14 protein-coding genes are annotated in these 15,186 nt (G+C 71.5%); 1 reads left to right on the forward strand and 13 read right to left on the reverse strand.

The features are described from left to right. Positions 1-2 precede the first annotated feature (2 nt). The 6 genes from carB to pyrR all read right to left on the reverse strand — a co-directional run bounded on the left by carB (position 3) and on the right by pyrR (position 7,936). Positions 3-3,311 carry a carbamoyl-phosphate synthase large subunit gene (gene carB, locus ACWCPN_RS10345; protein WP_451204103.1) on the reverse strand — a complete coding sequence of 1,103 codons (3,309 nt, stop codon included), beginning with the start codon at positions 3,309-3,311 and terminating at the stop codon, positions 3-5. Beyond that, positions 3,304-4,446: a glutamine-hydrolyzing carbamoyl-phosphate synthase small subunit gene (gene carA / locus ACWCPN_RS10350; protein ID WP_451204105.1), complete on the reverse strand. Its 1,143-nt coding sequence runs from the start codon at positions 4,444-4,446 to the stop codon at positions 3,304-3,306. Before carA ends, carB begins: the two co-directional genes overlap by 8 nt. Continuing rightward, positions 4,443-5,003 carry a PH-like domain-containing protein gene (locus tag ACWCPN_RS10355; RefSeq protein WP_451204107.1) on the reverse strand — a complete coding sequence of 187 codons (561 nt, stop codon included), beginning with the start codon at positions 5,001-5,003 and terminating at the stop codon, positions 4,443-4,445. The genes carA and ACWCPN_RS10355 overlap by 4 nt, the downstream gene beginning before the upstream one ends. Continuing rightward, on the reverse strand, positions 5,000-6,286 hold the full coding sequence (locus tag ACWCPN_RS10360; protein ID WP_451204109.1) for a dihydroorotase: 1,287 nt from the start codon (positions 6,284-6,286) through the stop codon (positions 5,000-5,002). Before ACWCPN_RS10360 ends, ACWCPN_RS10355 begins: the two co-directional genes overlap by 4 nt. A 5-nt stretch (positions 6,287-6,291) precedes the next feature. Next, on the reverse strand, positions 6,292-7,272 hold the full coding sequence (locus ACWCPN_RS10365) for an aspartate carbamoyltransferase catalytic subunit (protein WP_199209784.1): 981 nt from the start codon (positions 7,270-7,272) through the stop codon (positions 6,292-6,294). A gap of 91 nt (positions 7,273-7,363) precedes the next feature. Further along, complete coding sequence (pyrR, locus tag ACWCPN_RS10370; protein WP_451204111.1) at positions 7,364-7,936, reverse strand: bifunctional pyr operon transcriptional regulator/uracil phosphoribosyltransferase PyrR; 573 nt, start codon at positions 7,934-7,936, stop codon at positions 7,364-7,366. Between the two features lie 251 nt (positions 7,937-8,187). Here pyrR and bldD point away from each other — a divergent pair, with 251 nt between their 5' ends. After that, complete coding sequence (bldD, locus tag ACWCPN_RS10375) at positions 8,188-8,691, forward strand: transcriptional regulator BldD (protein WP_020938842.1); 504 nt, start codon at positions 8,188-8,190, stop codon at positions 8,689-8,691. Between the two features lie 176 nt (positions 8,692-8,867). Here the strand turns inward: bldD and nusB are convergent, their stop codons facing one another. From nusB to aroC, 7 genes are all read right to left on the reverse strand, one after another. After that, on the reverse strand, positions 8,868-9,302 hold the full coding sequence (gene nusB, locus ACWCPN_RS10380) for a transcription antitermination factor NusB (RefSeq protein WP_199209786.1): 435 nt from the start codon (positions 9,300-9,302) through the stop codon (positions 8,868-8,870). Between the two features lie 2 nt (positions 9,303-9,304). Then, positions 9,305-9,871 (reverse strand): elongation factor P, encoded by a 567-nt coding sequence (gene efp / locus ACWCPN_RS10385; protein WP_037742222.1) that lies wholly within the window; start codon positions 9,869-9,871, stop codon positions 9,305-9,307. 47 nt (positions 9,872-9,918) lie between these two features. Further along, complete coding sequence (locus tag ACWCPN_RS10390) at positions 9,919-11,025, reverse strand: aminopeptidase P family protein (RefSeq protein WP_451204114.1); 1,107 nt, start codon at positions 11,023-11,025, stop codon at positions 9,919-9,921. A gap of 79 nt (positions 11,026-11,104) precedes the next feature. Then, complete coding sequence (locus tag ACWCPN_RS10395) at positions 11,105-12,061, reverse strand: AAA family ATPase (RefSeq protein ID WP_451204116.1); 957 nt, start codon at positions 12,059-12,061, stop codon at positions 11,105-11,107. A 196-nt stretch (positions 12,062-12,257) separates the two neighbouring features. Continuing rightward, positions 12,258-13,349 (reverse strand): 3-dehydroquinate synthase, encoded by a 1,092-nt coding sequence (aroB, locus tag ACWCPN_RS10400; protein ID WP_451204118.1) that lies wholly within the window; start codon positions 13,347-13,349, stop codon positions 12,258-12,260. Next, positions 13,346-13,864 carry a shikimate kinase gene (locus tag ACWCPN_RS10405; RefSeq protein ID WP_451204120.1) on the reverse strand — a complete coding sequence of 173 codons (519 nt, stop codon included), beginning with the start codon at positions 13,862-13,864 and terminating at the stop codon, positions 13,346-13,348. Before ACWCPN_RS10405 ends, aroB begins: the two co-directional genes overlap by 4 nt. After that, positions 13,861-15,045, reverse strand: coding sequence for a chorismate synthase (gene aroC, locus ACWCPN_RS10410; RefSeq protein WP_389304786.1), 1,185 nt, complete (start codon positions 15,043-15,045; stop codon positions 13,861-13,863). The genes ACWCPN_RS10405 and aroC overlap by 4 nt, the downstream gene beginning before the upstream one ends. Positions 15,046-15,186: the final 141 nt, after the last annotated feature.

The raw sequence follows: 15,186 nt of genomic DNA on the forward strand, positions 1-15,186 counted from the left end.
TGCTAGTCGCGGGCCGCGGTCAGGTGTTCCGCGTGTTCCTGGAGCGAGCGGACGCCCACGTCGCCGTGGTTGAGGGCGTCGATGCCCTGGACGGCCGCCGCGAGCGCCTGGACGGTCGTCAGGCACGGCACGGAGCGGGCCACCGCCGCGGTGCGGATGTCGTAGCCGTCGAGGCGGCCGCCGGTGCCGTACGGGGTGTTGACGATGAGGTCGACCTCGCCGTCGTGGATGAGCTGGACGATGGTCCGCTCACCGTTCGGGCCGGTGCCCTCGGACTGCTTGCGCACGACGTTGGCGTTGATGCCGTTGCGCTTGAGCACCTCGGCGGTGCCGGAGGTGGCGAGCAGCTCGAAGCCGTGCGCCACCAGCTCGCGCGCCGGGAAGATCATCGAGCGCTTGTCGCGGTTGGCGACCGAGATGAAGGCGCGGCCCTTGGTGGGCAGCGGCCCGTAGGCGCCGGCCTGCGACTTGGCGTACGCCGTGCCGAAGACCGAGTCGATGCCCATGACCTCGCCGGTGGAGCGCATCTCCGGGCCGAGGACGGTGTCGACGCCGCGGCCCTGGATGTCGCGGAAGCGCGACCACGGCATCACGGCCTCCTTGACGGAGATCGGCGCGTCCAGCGGCAGCTCGCCGCCGTCGCCGTTCGCCGGGAGCAGTCCCTCGGCGCGCAGCTCGGCGACGGTCGCGCCCAGCGAGATCCGGGCGGCGGCCTTGGCCAGCGGTACCGCGGTCGCCTTGGAGGTGAAGGGCACCGTACGGGAGGCGCGCGGGTTGGCCTCCAGGACGTAGAGGATGTCGCCCGCCATCGCGAACTGGATGTTGATCAGGCCGCGCACGCCGACGCCCTTGGCGATCGCCTCGGTGGAGGCGCGCAGGCGCTTGATGTCGAAGCCGCCGAGGGTGATCGGGGGCAGGGCGCACGCCGAGTCGCCGGAGTGGATGCCGGCCTCCTCGATGTGCTCCATCACGCCGCCGAGGTACAGCTCCTCGCCGTCGTAGAGGGCGTCGACGTCGATCTCGATGGCGTCGTCCAGGAAGCGGTCGACGAGGACCGGCCGGGAGGGGCTGATCTCGGTCGACTCGGCGATGTAGGAGGCCAGGCGGGTCTCGTCGTAGACGATCTCCATGCCGCGCCCGCCGAGGACGTACGAGGGCCGGACCAGGACCGGGTAGCCGATCTCGTCGGCGATGGCCTTGGCCTCGTCGAAGGTGGTGGCCGTGCCGTGCTTCGGGGCGGGCAGTCCGGCCTCCGCGAGGACCCGGCCGAAGGCGCCGCGGTCCTCGGCGGCGTGGATCGCCTCGGGCGAGGTGCCGACGATCGGCACGCCGTTGTCCTTCAGGGCCTGCGACAGGCCGAGCGGGGTCTGGCCGCCGAGCTGCACGATCACGCCCGCGACCGGACCGGCCTGCTGCTCCGCGTGGACGATCTCCAGCACGTCCTCCAGCGTCAGCGGCTCGAAGTACAGCCGGTCGGAGGTGTCGTAGTCGGTGGAGACGGTCTCCGGGTTGCAGTTGACCATCACGGTCTCGTACCCGGCGTCGGACAGCGCGAAGGAGGCGTGGACGCAGGAGTAGTCGAACTCGATGCCTTGGCCGATGCGGTTCGGCCCGGAGCCCAGGATGATCACCGCGGGCTTCTCGCGGGCCGCGACCTCGGACTCCTCGTCGTAGGAGGAGTAGAAGTACGGCGTCCGCGCGGCGAACTCGGCGGCGCAGGTGTCGACCGTCTTGTAGACCGGGCGGATGCCGAGGGCGTGCCGGACCTCGCGCACGACGTCCTCGCGCAGACCGCGGATCTCGGCGATCTGCTGGTCGGAGAAGCCGTGGCGCTTGGCCTCGGCGAGCAGGTCCGCGGTCAGCTCGGGCGCCTCGGCCAGCTCGTCCGCGATCTCCTTGATCAGGAAGAGCTGGTCCACGAACCACGGGTCGATCTTCGTGTACTCGAAGACCTCCTCGGGGGTGGCGCCCGCGCGGATGGCCTGCATGACGGTGTTGATCCGGCCGTCGGTGGGGCGCACGGCCTCGCGGAGCAGCGCCTCCTTGTCGCCGGGCTCGCCGGTGAAGGCGAACTGGCTGCCCTTCTTCTCCAGCGAGCGCAGCGCCTTCTGGAAGGCCTCGGGGAAGTTGCGGCCGATGGCCATGGCCTCGCCGACCGACTTCATGGTGGTGGTCAGCGTGGAGTCCGCCTGCGGGAACTTCTCGAAGGCGAACCGCGGGGCCTTGACGACCACGTAGTCGAGCGTGGGCTCGAAGGAGGCCGGGGTCTCCTGCGTGATGTCGTTCGGGATCTCGTCGAGCGTGTAGCCGACGGCCAGCTTGGCGGCGATCTTGGCGATGGGGAAGCCGGTCGCCTTGGAGGCGAGCGCCGAGGAGCGCGAGACGCGCGGGTTCATCTCGATGACGATGATCCGGCCGTCCTCGGGGTTCACCGCGAACTGGATGTTGCAGCCGCCGGTGTCGACGCCGACCTCACGGATGACGGCGATGCCGATGTCGCGCAGGACCTGGTACTCGCGGTCGGTCAGCGTCATCGAGGGCGCGACCGTGATGGAGTCACCGGTGTGCACGCCCATCGGGTCGAAGTTCTCGATGGAGCAGACGACCACGACGTTGTCGTGCTTGTCGCGCATCAGCTCCAGCTCGTACTCCTTCCAGCCGAGGATGGACTCCTCCAGGAGCACCTCGGTGGTCGGGGAGAGCGTGAGGCCCTGGCCGGCGATGCGGCGCAGCTCCTCCTCGTCGTGCGCGAAGCCGGAGCCGGCGCCGCCCATGGTGAAGGACGGGCGGACGACCACGGGGTAGCCGCCGAGGGTATCGACGCCCTTGAGGACGTCGTCCATGGTGTGGCAGATCACCGAGCGGGCGGACTCGCCGTGTCCGGTCTTGCGGCGGACCTCCTCCACGACCGCCTTGAACTGGTCGCGGTCCTCGCCCTTGTGGATGGCCTCGGGCTTGGCGCCGATCAGCTCGACGCCGTACTTCTCCAGGACGCCGTTCTCGTGCAGCGCGATGGCGGTGTTGAGGGCCGTCTGGCCGCCCAGGGTGGGCAGGAGGGCGTCCGGGCGCTCCTTGGCGATGATCTTCTCGACGAACTCGGGGGTGATCGGCTCGACGTAGGTGGCGTCGGCGATCTCCGGGTCGGTCATGATCGTCGCGGGGTTGGAGTTGACGAGGACCACGCGCAGGCCCTCGGCCTTGAGGACCCGGCACGCCTGGGTGCCGGAGTAGTCGAACTCGGCGGCCTGGCCGATGACGATCGGGCCGGAGCCGATGACCAGGACGGACTGGATATCGGTGCGCTTAGGCACGCTGGCCCTCCATCAGTGATACGAAGCGGTCGAAGAGGTAGGCGGCGTCGTGCGGGCCCGCTGCCGCTTCGGGGTGGTACTGGACGGAGAAGGCCGGCTGGTCGAGCAGTTGCAGTCCCTCCACCACGTCGTCGTTCAGGCAGACGTGCGAGACCTCGGCGCGGCCGAACCTGGTGTCGCTGACCTTGTCGAGCGGGGCGTCGACGGCGAAGCCGTGGTTGTGCGCGGTGACCTCGACCTTGCCGGTCGTACGGTCCTGGACCGGCTGGTTGATGCCCCGGTGGCCGTACTTCAGCTTGTAGGTGCCGAAGCCGAGGGCGCGGCCGAGGATCTGGTTGCCGAAGCAGATGCCGAACAGCGGCGTGCGCCGCTCCAGGACGGCGGACATCAGCGCGACCGGGCCGTCGGCGGTGGCCGGGTCGCCGGGGCCGTTGGAGAAGAAGACACCGTCGGGCTCGACGGCGTAGACGTCCTCGGGCGTGGCGGTGGCGGGCAGCACGTGCACCTCGATGCCGCGCTCGGCCATGCGGTGCGGGGTCATGCCCTTGATGCCGAGGTCGATGGCGGCGACGGTGAAGCGCTTCTCGCCGACCGCCGGGACGACGTACGCCTCCTTGGTGGCGACCTCCTCGTAGAGGCTCGCGCCCTTCATGTGCGGCTGCGCCTGCACCCGCTCGACCAGCTCGGCCTCGGCGGCGACGGCCTCGCCGGAGAAGATGCCGGCGCGCATCGAGCCGCGCTCGCGCAGGTGGCGGGTGAGCGCGCGGGTGTCGATCCCGGAGATGCCGACCACGCCCTGCGTGACCAGCTCGTCGTCCAGGGACCGCTTGGCGCGCCAGTTGGACGGCACGCGCGCCGGGTCGCGCACGACGTACCCGGAGACCCAGATGCGCCGGGACTCGTCGTCCTCGTCGTTCCAGCCGGTGTTGCCGATCTGCGGGGCGGTCGCCACGACGATCTGGCGGTCGTAGGACGGGTCGGTGAGGGTTTCCTGGTAACCGGTCATGCCGGTGGAGAACACGGCCTCGCCGAAGGTCTCCCCCACTGCCCCGTAGGCGCGGCCGCGGAAGGTGCGGCCGTCCTCCAGGACGAGTACGGCGGGAACCTTCGCGGCTCCCCTGGTGGAGGTCGTCATCGTGCGCCTTCCGTGTCGTTGATCATCTTGTTGAGGGTGTCGGCCCACTCGCTGTGCTCGGCCGCGTGGTCGGAGCGGAAGCCGGAGTCGATCAGTTTGTCGCCGAGCGCCCAGGTCACCACCAGCAGTCCGCCCTCGGTGAGGACCTTGCCGGCGATGCCCTTGTCGAGCCGGGCGCCGCGGAGTGCGTCCGTGGGGACGAAGAAGTCGTTCGCTCCGGGGCGCTCGACCTCCAGGCCCGCGTCGGTCAGGGTGAGCTCGGCCCGGCTGCGGGTGCCGAGGCCGTGGGCCACGATGCGGTCCAGCCACTGCCCGGCGGTCGTGGAGCCGTGGTAGCGGCCGCTCATGCTCAGTCTCACCGGGCCGGTCGTGTCCGGCGCGCTGGGCGGGGCGGGCAGGTCCCCCTGGAGGGTGCCGCGCCACTTCCAGCCCTCGCGCATCAGCCAGTAGACGAGCGCGACGAAGAGGGCGAGTCCGACGAGCCAGCCGATGCGGGCGCCCCAGTCGGTGACCTCGGCCGATTTCTGCGCCTCGGCCAGCAGGATTACAGGTGTCACGTGAGCTTCCCGTCGACGAGCGTGGCCTTGCCCCGCAGCCACGTGTGCGTCACACGGCCCGGCAGCTCGCGTCCCTCGTACGGGGTGTTGCGGCTGCGCGAGGCGAAGCCCGCGGGGTCCACCTGGCCACGGTATGCGGTGTCGACGAGGACGAGGTTGGCGGGCTCACCAGCCGAGACGGGGCGGCCGTGTCCGGTGGCCTGTCCGATCTGCGCGGGCCGGACGGACATCCGGTCGGCGACGCCGGCCCAGTCCAGCAGGCCCGTGTCGACCATGGTCTCCTGGACCACCGACAGCGCGGTCTCCAGGCCCACCATGCCCATGGCGGCGGCGGCCCACTCGCAGTCCTTGTCCTCGTGCGGGTGCGGGGCGTGGTCGGTGGCGACGATGTCGATCGTGCCGTCGGCGAGCGCCTCGCGCAGGGCGTGCACGTCCCGCTCGGTGCGCAGCGGCGGGTTGACCTTGTAGACCGGGTTGTACGAGCGCACCAGCTCGTCGGTGAGGAGCAGGTGGTGCGGGGTGACCTCGGCGGTGACGTCGATGCCGCGGGACTTGGCCCAGCGGACGATCTCCACGGATCCGGCGGTCGACAGGTGGCAGATGTGCACGCGGGAGCCGACGTGCTCGGCGAGCAGCACGTCCCGCGCGATGATCGACTCCTCGGCGACGGCCGGCCAGCCGCCCAGGCCCAGTTCGGCGGAGACGACGCCCTCGTTCATCTGGGCGCCCTCGGTGAGGCGCGGCTCCTGCGCGTGCTGGGCGACGACGCCGCCGAAGGCCTTCACGTACTCCAGCGCGCGGCGCATGATCACGGCGTCGTCCACGCACTTGCCGTCGTCGGAGAAGACGGTGACGCCGGCGGCGGACTCGTGCATCGCGCCCAGCTCGGCGAGCTTCCTGCCCTCCAGGCCGACGGTGACGGCGCCGATGGGCTGCACGTCGCAGTAGCCGTGCTCCCGGCCGAGCCGGTAGACCTGCTCGACGACGCCGGCGGTGTCGGCGACCGGGAAGGTGTTGGCCATGGCGAACACGGCCGTGTAGCCGCCGCTCGCGGCCGCGCGGGTGCCGGTCAGCACGGTCTCGGAGTCCTCGCGGCCCGGCTCGCGCAGGTGGGTGTGCAGGTCGACCAGGCCGGGGAGCAGCACCTGGCCGGCGGCCTCGACGACCTCCGCGCCCCCGGCGTCGAGGTCCCGGCCCACCGCGGCGATCGTCTCGCCGTCGATCAGCACGTCCTGCGGCTCGCCGCCGAGCACCTTCGCACCACGGATCAGGATCTTGCTCATGGTTCTTACTTCTCCTCGGTGGTGCGGGCGTTGTTGAGGGCGGGCTCGTTGCCGCCGAGCAGCAGGTACAGGACCGCCATCCGGATGGAGACACCGTTGGCGACCTGCTCGACGACCGTGCAGCGGTCGGAGTCGGCGACCTCGGCGGTGATCTCCATGCCGCGGACCATCGGGCCGGGGTGCATCACGATGGCGTGCTCGGGCATCTTCGCCATGCGCTCGCCGTCGAGGCCGTAGCGCCGCGAGTACTCGCGCTCGGTGGGGAAGAAGGCGGCGTTCATCCGCTCGCGCTGGACCCGCAGCATCATCACGGCGTCGGACTTCACCAGCGTGCTGTCGAGGTCGTACGAGACCTCGCAGGGCCAGTTGCCGACGCCGACCGGCACCAGGGTGGGCGGGGCGACCAGGGTGACCTCGGCGCCGAGGGTGTGCAGCAGGTCGACGTTGGAGCGGGCGACCCGGCTGTGCAGGACGTCGCCGACGATGGTGATCCGCTTGCCGCTCAGGTCCTGCCCGAGGCCGGCGTCCCGGCCGACCAGGCGGCGGCGCATGGTGAACGCGTCCAGCAGGGCCTGGGTGGGGTGCTGGTGGGTGCCGTCCCCGGCGTTGACCACGGCGGCGTCGATCCAGCCGGAGGTGGCCAGGCGGTAGGGCGCTCCGGAGGCGCCGTGCCGGATGACGACGGCGTCGACGCCCATCGCCTCCAGGGTCTGGGCGGTGTCCTTCAGGGACTCGCCCTTGGACACCGACGACCCCTTGGCGGAGAAGTTGATGACGTCCGCGGACAGCCGCTTCTCGGCGGCCTCGAAGGAGATCCGGGTGCGGGTGGAGTCCTCGAAGAAGAGGTTGACGATCGTGCGGCCGCGCAGGGTCGGCAGTTTCTTGATCGGCCGGTCGGCGACCCGGGCCATCTCCTCGGCGGTGTCGAGGATCAGGACGGCGTCGTCGCGGGTGAGGTCGGCGGCCGAGATGAGATGACGCTGCATCTGTCAGGCTCCGTAAGGCAGTTCATTCAGGGAGATTCGGGGCAGACCGGTGCGTGTACGGGCGCGCCGGGGCGGCCGTACGCCGGACTCGCTACTGGCCGGCCGGCTTCACACCGAGCAGCACGGTGTCGCGACCGTCCTCCTCGGAGAGCTGGACCTTGACCGTCTCCCGCAGCGACGTGGGGAGGTTCTTGCCGACGTAGTCGGCGCGGATGGGCAGTTCGCGGTGGCCGCGGTCGACGAGGACCGCGAGCTGCACCGCGCGGGGGCGCCCGATGTCGTTCAGGGCGTCGAGGGCGGCGCGGATGGTGCGGCCGGAGAAGAGCACGTCGTCGACGAGGACGACCAGCCGGCCGTCGATGCCGTCACCGGGGATCACGGTGCGGGCCAGCGCACGCGGCGGGTGCATGCGCAGATCGTCGCGGTACATGGTGATGTCGAGCGAGCCGACGGGGACCTTGCGGTCGGTGATCTCCTCCAGCTTCGCGGCGAGCCGCTGGGCGAGGAAGACCCCCCGGGTCGGAATGCCCAGGAGCACCACGTCGTCGGCGCCCTTGGCGCGCTCGACGATCTCGTGGGCGATGCGGGTCAGCACGCGTGCGATGTCGGGGCCCTCGAGTACGGGCCTCGCATCGGACGCGGACGGGTTGGCGTGCGTGTCCATACGAAACGGACCCCCTTCTCCGCCTCACGGGACGGACCTTAAAGGACGTCGGATTTGCGCCATCAACCGTAGCAGGTCCCCAGGAGTCCTCGATCACCCGTCCGGCGTAATCGGCCACCACCGGAACGGAAGAGTCGGGGTGGCCCATTCGGCTTGACGCGCGAGAGTCACGCTGCGTAACCTCACAGTGAGTTACCAGCCGCGCGGCGGAAATCACAGCCGACCGCGTCGACACAGTGCCGGGGAGCTATATGTCCAGCGAATACGCCAAACAGCTCGGGGCCAAGCTCCGGGCCATCCGCACCCAGCAGGGCCTTTCCCTCCACGGTGTCGAGGAGAAGTCCCAGGGTCGCTGGAAGGCCGTGGTGGTCGGTTCCTACGAGCGCGGTGACCGTGCCGTGACCGTGCAGCGACTGGCCGAGCTGGCCGATTTCTATGGCGTCCCGGTGCAGGAGCTGCTGCCGGGCACCACGCCGGGCGGCGCCGCCGAGCCGCCGCCGAAGCTGGTCCTCGACCTGGAGCGGCTGGCCACCGTGCCGGCCGAGAAGGCGGGCCCGCTGCAGCGCTACGCGGCGACGATCCAGTCCCAGCGCGGTGACTACAACGGCAAGGTGCTGTCGATCCGCCAGGACGACCTGCGCACACTCGCCGTCATCTACGACCAGTCCCCCTCGGTCCTCACCGAGCAGCTGATCAGCTGGGGCGTCCTGGACGCGGACGCGCGCCGCGCCGTGGCGACCCACGAAGACGCCTGAGCCGTACAGCGCCTCAGCAGAAACGTGCCGCCGGGGTGGCCGGAACTCTACGGTTCCGGCCACCCCGGCGGCTTTGTGCGCCCCTTCAGGGCCTTCCGGGGCGGCCCGGGCACCCGGACGCCACAGGGCCCGCGGCGATCGCTCACCGCGGGCCCTGTGGCGTCTCGTCGTACCTTCTACGCCTCGTCGCGGCGCAGCGAGGGCTTGAGCTCCTTCAGCCGGCCCAGCAGGCCGTTGACGAAAGAGGGCGAGTCGTCCGTGGAGAACTCCTTGGCCAGCTGCACCATCTCGTCCAGGACGACGGCGTCCGGGGTCTCGTCGACCCAGATCAGCTCGTAGGCGCCAAGACGCAGGATGTTCCGGTCCACCACCGGCATCCGGTCGAGCGTCCAGTCCACCGCGTAACTCGCGATCAGCTCGTCGATGCGCTTCGCCTTCTCGGCGTAGCCCTCGACGAGCTGCATCGTGTACTCGCTCACCGGCGGCTGCCGGGTGTCGGACCGGGAGAGCCGGATCCAGTCCGCGAGGACCGTCAGGACGTCGGCGCCGCGCTGGTCGCCCTCGAAGAGGATCTGGAAGGCGCGCTTGCGGGCCGTGTTGCGGGCGGCCACGGTTAGCTGTTCACCCGGCCGAGGTAGTCGCTGGTACGGGTGTCGACCTTGATCTTCTCACCGGTGGTGATGAAGAGCGGGACCTGGATCTGGTGGCCGGTCTCCAGGGTGGCGGGCTTGGTGCCACCGGTGGAGCGGTCACCCTGGACGCCCGGCTCGGTCTCCTGCACGACCAGCTCGACGGCGGCCGGCAGCTCGACGAAGAGCACCTCGCCCTCGTGCTGGGCGACGGTGGCGGTGAAGCCCTCGATGAGGAAGTTGGCGGCGTCGCCGACGGCCTTGCGGTCGACCATCAGCTGGTCATAGGTCTCCATGTCCATGAAGACGAAGTACTCGCCGTCCATGTACGAGAACTGCATGTCGCGCTTGTCGACAGTGGCCGTCTCGACCTTGACGCCGGCGTTGAAGGTCTTGTCGACGACCTTGCCGGAGAGCACGTTCTTGAGCTTGGTGCGCACGAATGCCGGGCCCTTGCCGGGCTTGACGTGCTGGAACTCGACGACGGACCAGAGCTGGCCGCCTTCGAGCTTGAGCACCAGGCCGTTCTTGAGGTCGTTCGTGGAAGCCACGGTTGCGGAATCTCCTGGACTGACGTACGACCCCGGGGCACGCACTCCTACAGCGCGAGCAGCTCCTTGGTCGTGATGGTGAGTAGCTCGGGTCCGCCGTCCGCCTCTGGGCGTACGACGAGCGTGTCATCGATCCGGACGCCGCCCCGGCCCGGGAGGTGGACCCCCGGTTCGACGGTGACCGGCACGCAAGCGTCCAGTTTACCCATGGCGGCGGGGGCCAGCTGCGGGTCCTCGTCGATTTCGAGTCCGACACCGTGTCCGGTCAGCGGTGGCAGTGCTTCCGCATAGCCCGCGGAGTCGAGCACCTGCCGGGCCGCGCGGTCCACCTCGCGGTACGCGGCGCCCGGCATGAGGGCCTCGCGTCCGGCCCGCTGGGCGGAGAAGACCAGGTCGTAGAGCTCGATCTGCCAGTCGGCGGGCGAGGTGCCGATGACGAAGGTGCGGCCGATCTCGCAGCGGTAGCCCCGGTAGGTGGCGCCCAGGCAGACGGAGAGGAAGTCGCCCTCCTCCACCCGCCGGTCGGTGGGCCGGTGGCCGCGCCGGCCCGAGTTGGGCCCGGTGGCGACCGAGGTGGGGAAGGCCGGCCCGTCGGCACCGTGGTCGACCAGCCGGCGCTCCAGCTCCAGGGCGAGGTGCCGTTCGGTACGGCCGACCAGGATGGACTCCAGCAGTTCCCCGAGGGCCTGGTCGGCGATCTCGGCCCCGATACGCAGGCAGGAGATCTCCTCCTCGTCCTTGACGACCCGGAGCTGCTCGACGGCTCCGCCGAGATCGGCCAGGCGCAGCCCCGGGGCGACGGAGGACACGGCCCGGTAGCGGGAAACGGTGAGATCGTGCTCCTCCACGGCCAGGGCGTCGCAGCCCTGGGCGGCGGCGAGGCCGGCCGCGGCGACCGCCGCCTCGCCCCCGGGCGAGGAGAGGACGTGCAGGCGCACCTCCTCGTCGGGCCGCCCGTCGGCGGGGCGGTCCTCCGGGGGTGCGGGGCACACCAGGAGATCCTCCTGCCCGCCCAGCAGCAGAACGGCGCCCTGGGGGGCGGCGCCCGCCAGATAACGCACGTTGGCGGGGCGGCTGACCAGGGCGGCGGGGGCGCCGGCCGCGTTGCAGCGCTCCCTCAGGCGGGATCGGCGGGTCGCGTGCACCTCTGACATGTGATGAGCGTAGGAGTTCTGGGCGGATTGTGCCGGTTGGGCGGGGCCGAGTGGGGCCCGGAGCGGGCGGTCCCGCCGGTCACCAGCTCGGCGGGCTCGCCATCGCCCTGGCGAGGACCTCGTCCAGCAGCCGGGCCGTGCCGGGGACGTCGAGCTGGGAGTTGTCGATGATCGGCAGGCCCGATCCGTACCAGCCCGCCATGCGGCCGTGGATCCTGGCCACCTCCTCGTCGGTGAGGCGGCGGTTTCCGGAACGCTCGGCGTTGCGCTCCAGGACGATGTCGAGGCCCGGGAGCAGGACGACCGGGAGCAGGCCGGGTCCGACGTGGCGCTTCCAGCCGCCGAGGCCCACGACCGGCCGGTCCGGGAAGACGGCGTCGTCGAGGATGCAGGAGATGCCGTTGGCCAGGAAGTTCCGGGCGGCGAAGCCGCAGGTCCGGCGGGCCAGACGGTACTGGGCCTCGGAATGGTCGTTCCAGCCCGACTGGGGGTCGGCGAAGCCGGAGCGGACCCATTCGCGCACGTCGTCCAGGCTGATGTGGGCGGTGGGCACCCGCCGGTGGTCCGCCCAGTACTTGGCGACGCTGGTCTTGCCGGCGCCCGCCGGGCCGATCAGCAGGACGGCCAGGGTGGTCGCCGCCGGGTCGGGCGCGGGGGCCGAGGCCGGCGGCGCGGCGGGCACACCGACGAGGCCGCCGGGCGGCAGCGGGAGGTGGCCGGTGGTCTCCGGGGGTGGCGGCGCGGGGGCGTGCCGCGGGGCGGGAGGCTGCGCGTGCGGCGGCGGCACCGGGCCCGAGGGGGGCACGGGCGCGGACGGAGGCATCGGGCCGGCCGGGGGTACGGGCGCCGACGGGGGCATCGGGCCGGACGGGGGTACGGATCCCACGCCGGTTCCCGGGTAGCCGGGTGGCGGCGGAGGCACGGGTGCGGGACCCTGCGGGGCTCCCGGGTGGTGCGCGGCCGAAGACCAGCCGTCGTGTGGTCCCCGCCCCTGCTCGTGGGGCGGTGGCAGCGGAGACCCCACTGCGTGCTGCATCCGTTGCCACTCCGTCTCGTACACACATCTGGCGCTGGCAGGCGGGTGCGGAGCCCGCTCCCCCCACAGCCTAAGGGGCACGGGAGGGACCCTCCCGAACGGTACCGCCCCCGGCCGTCGTTCGGTGCAACGACCGGGGGCGTCCCGAAGTGCCCACTGCGCGAAGGGAATCGGACGGAGCGGTACTGCGGGGTGCCTACTCGCCCACTTCTCCGTAGGCGGCGAGCAGGACCGCCGGGTCCGGGCCCTCCAGCACGGTCGGCCTGGCCAGTCCGTCGAGCACGATGAACCGCAGCAGGTCACCGCGGGACTTCTTGTCGACCTTCATCGTCTCCAGCAGCTTGGGCCACTGGTCGTAGCGGTAGTGCAGCGGCAGGCCGACCGCTTCGAGAACGGCCCGGTGACGGTCCGCCGTCGCGTCGTCCAGCCGGCCCGCCAGACGGCCGAGTTCGGCGGCGAAGTGCATGCCGACCGCGACCGCGGCACCGTGGCGCCACTTGTAGCGCTCGTTCTTCTCGATGGCGTGACCGAGCGTGTGGCCGTAGTTGAGGACCTCCCTGAGACCCGACTCCTTCAGGTCGGAGGAGACCACCTCGGCCTTGACCCGGATCGAACGCTCGATCAGCTCGGCCGTGTGCGGCCCCGCCGGGGTCCGGGCGGCCTCGGGGTCGGACTCGATGAGGTCGAGGATCACCGGGTCGGCGATGAAGCCGGCCTTGATGACCTCGGCGAGCCCGGACACGTAGTCGTTGACCGGGAGGGAGTCCAGCGCGGCGAGGTCGCAGAGCACACCGGCCGGCGGGTGGAAGGCGCCCACCAGGTTCTTGCCCTCGGCGGTGTTGATGCCGGTCTTGCCGCCGACCGCCGCGTCCACCATGGCGAGCACGGTGGTAGGGATCGCGATCCAGCGCACCCCGCGCAGCCAGGTCGCGGCCACGAATCCGGCGAGGTCCGTGGTCGCGCCGCCGCCGACACCGACGATGACGTCGGTGCGGGTGAAGCCGGACTGGCCGAGCGCCTTCCAGCAGTAGGCGGCGACCTCGGCGGTCTTGGCCTCCTCGGCGTTGGGCACCTGGACGGCGACGGCCTCGAAGCCCTGCTCGGCCAGGTCGGCGCGGAGCGCGTCGCCGGTCTCGGCCAGCGCCTCCGGATGGATCACCGCCACCCGCTTGGCCTTCGTGCCGATCAGCCCGGCCAGCTCCGCCAGGAGCTGCCGGCCGACCAGCACCTCGTAGGGGTCGGTGCCGGCGCTGCCGGCGACCTGGATCCGGGTGACTGACTCGCTCATGCTTCCTTCAACTCCAGTGCGTCCAGCGCGGCTTGGGTGACCTCTTCGGGCGTGCGGCCGTCCGTCGCCACGACGGCGGTGGCGATCTCCTCGTACAGGTGCCGCCGCGCCTCCATCAGCTCGCGCCACTGCTTGCGCGGGTTGACCGCGAGCAGCGGGCGGGCCACGTTGAGGCCGGTGCGCCTGACGGCCTCCTCCACGTCCATGGAGAGGTAGACCACCCGGTGGCCGGCGAGCAGCGCCCGGGTGTCCGCGTCGAGGACGGCTCCGCCGCCGAGCGCGAGGACACCCTCGTGCCCGGTGACGGCCTCGTGCACCGCCCGCCTCTCCAGGGCGCGGAAGGCGGGCTCGCCCTCCTCCACGAAGATGTCGGCGATGGTCCGGCCCTCGGCGGCCACGATGTCCTCGTCCGTGTCCCGGAACCCGGTTCCGAGCCGCTCGGCCAGCATCCGGCCCACGGTGGACTTGCCCACGCCCATCGGACCGACGAGCACGACGGCAGGCATCGCGCTCACCGGATCCGCAGGTTCTCGAGGTACGACCGGACGTTGCGGCTGGTCTCGGCGACCGAGTCGCCGCCGAACTTCTCCGCCACCGCGTCCGCGAGGACGAGCGCGACCATCGCCTCGGCGACGATGCCCGCGGCCGGCACGGCGGAGACGTCGGAGCGCTGGTGGTGCGCCTGGGCGGCCTCGCCGGTGGCCACGTCCACCGTCTGCAGGGCCCGCGGCACGGTCGCGATCGGCTTCATCGCGGCCCGCACGCGCAACAGCTCACCGGTGGTCAGACCGCCCTCGGTGCCGCCGGAGCGGCCGGACACGCGCCGGATGCCCTCGTCGGTCCGCACGATCTCGTCGTGCGCCTTCGAACCGGGCACCCGCGCGAGCTCGAAACCGTCGCCGATCTCGACACCCTTGATCGCCTGGATGCCCATGAGCGCGCCGGCGAGGCGCGCGTCCAGCTTGCGGTCCCAGTGCACGTGCGAGCCCAGGCCCACCGGCACGCCGTAGGCCAGGATCTCGACCACGCCGCCGAGGGTGTCGCCGTCCTTGTGGGCCTGGTCGATCTCGGCGACCATCGCCTTCGAGGCGTCGGCGTCCAGGCAGCGCACCGGGTCGGCGTCCAGCCGCTCGACGTCGGCCGGCGTCGGGTAGACACCATGCGGAGCCTTGGCGGAGGCCAGCTCGACCACGTGGGAGACGATCTCGATGCCGGCCGTCTCCTTGAGGTACGACCGGGCCACCGCGCCGAGCGCCACCCGGGCGGCGGTCTCGCGGGCGGAGGCGCGCTCCAGGATCGGGCGGGCCTCGTCGAAGCCGTACTTCTGCATGCCGGCGAGGTCGGCGTGGCCGGGGCGGGGCCGGGTCAGCGGCGCGTTGCGCGCGAGCCCGTCCAGGATCTCGGGGTCGACCGGGTCGGCCGCCATGACCTGCTCCCACTTGGGCCACTCGGTGTTGCCCACCATGATCGCGACCGGCGAGCCGAGGGTGAGGCCGTGCCGGACACCGCCGAGGAAGGTGACCTCGTCCCGCTCGAACTTCATGCGCGCACCGCGGCCATAGCCGAGCCGCCGCCGCGCCAGGTGGTCCGCCACCATCTCCGTGGTGATCGGCACGCCGGCGGGAAGCCCCTCCAGCGTCGCGACAAGTGCGGGACCGTGGGACTCCCCCGCGGTCAGCCAACGCAGCCTGCTCAACGGTGCTCCTCAGTGTTCGCGCCCGGTACTGCCCTGAGTACGCGTGTCCTCGCGTACGGCGACGACGCGACCGGGTGCGCGACCCCGGCCCGCCACCACCGATCCTCCCACGTCCGGGGCGCAGATCCGGCGGCCGGTCCA

The organism is Streptomyces sp. NPDC002386 (assembly GCF_053593175.1).

Excerpts from the sequence above, each read along its gene's own strand:
- carA (WP_451204105.1), bottom strand. The coding sequence starts at position 4,446 with ATGACGACCTCCACCAGGGGAGCCGCGAAGGTTCCCGCCGTACTCGTC.
- ACWCPN_RS10360 (WP_451204109.1), bottom strand. The coding sequence starts at position 6,286 with ATGAGCAAGATCCTGATCCGTGGTGCGAAGGTGCTCGGCGGCGAGCCG.
- ACWCPN_RS10365 (WP_199209784.1), bottom strand. The coding sequence starts at position 7,272 with ATGCAGCGTCATCTCATCTCGGCCGCCGACCTCACCCGCGACGACGCC.
- pyrR (WP_451204111.1), bottom strand. The coding sequence starts at position 7,936 with ATGGACACGCACGCCAACCCGTCCGCGTCCGATGCGAGGCCCGTACTC.
- bldD (WP_020938842.1), top strand. The coding sequence starts at position 8,188 with ATGTCCAGCGAATACGCCAAACAGCTCGGGGCCAAGCTCCGGGCCATC.
- ACWCPN_RS10390 (WP_451204114.1), bottom strand. The coding sequence starts at position 11,025 with ATGTCAGAGGTGCACGCGACCCGCCGATCCCGCCTGAGGGAGCGCTGC.
- ACWCPN_RS10395 (WP_451204116.1), bottom strand. The coding sequence starts at position 12,061 with ATGCAGCACGCAGTGGGGTCTCCGCTGCCACCGCCCCACGAGCAGGGG.
- aroB (WP_451204118.1), bottom strand. The coding sequence starts at position 13,349 with ATGAGCGAGTCAGTCACCCGGATCCAGGTCGCCGGCAGCGCCGGCACC.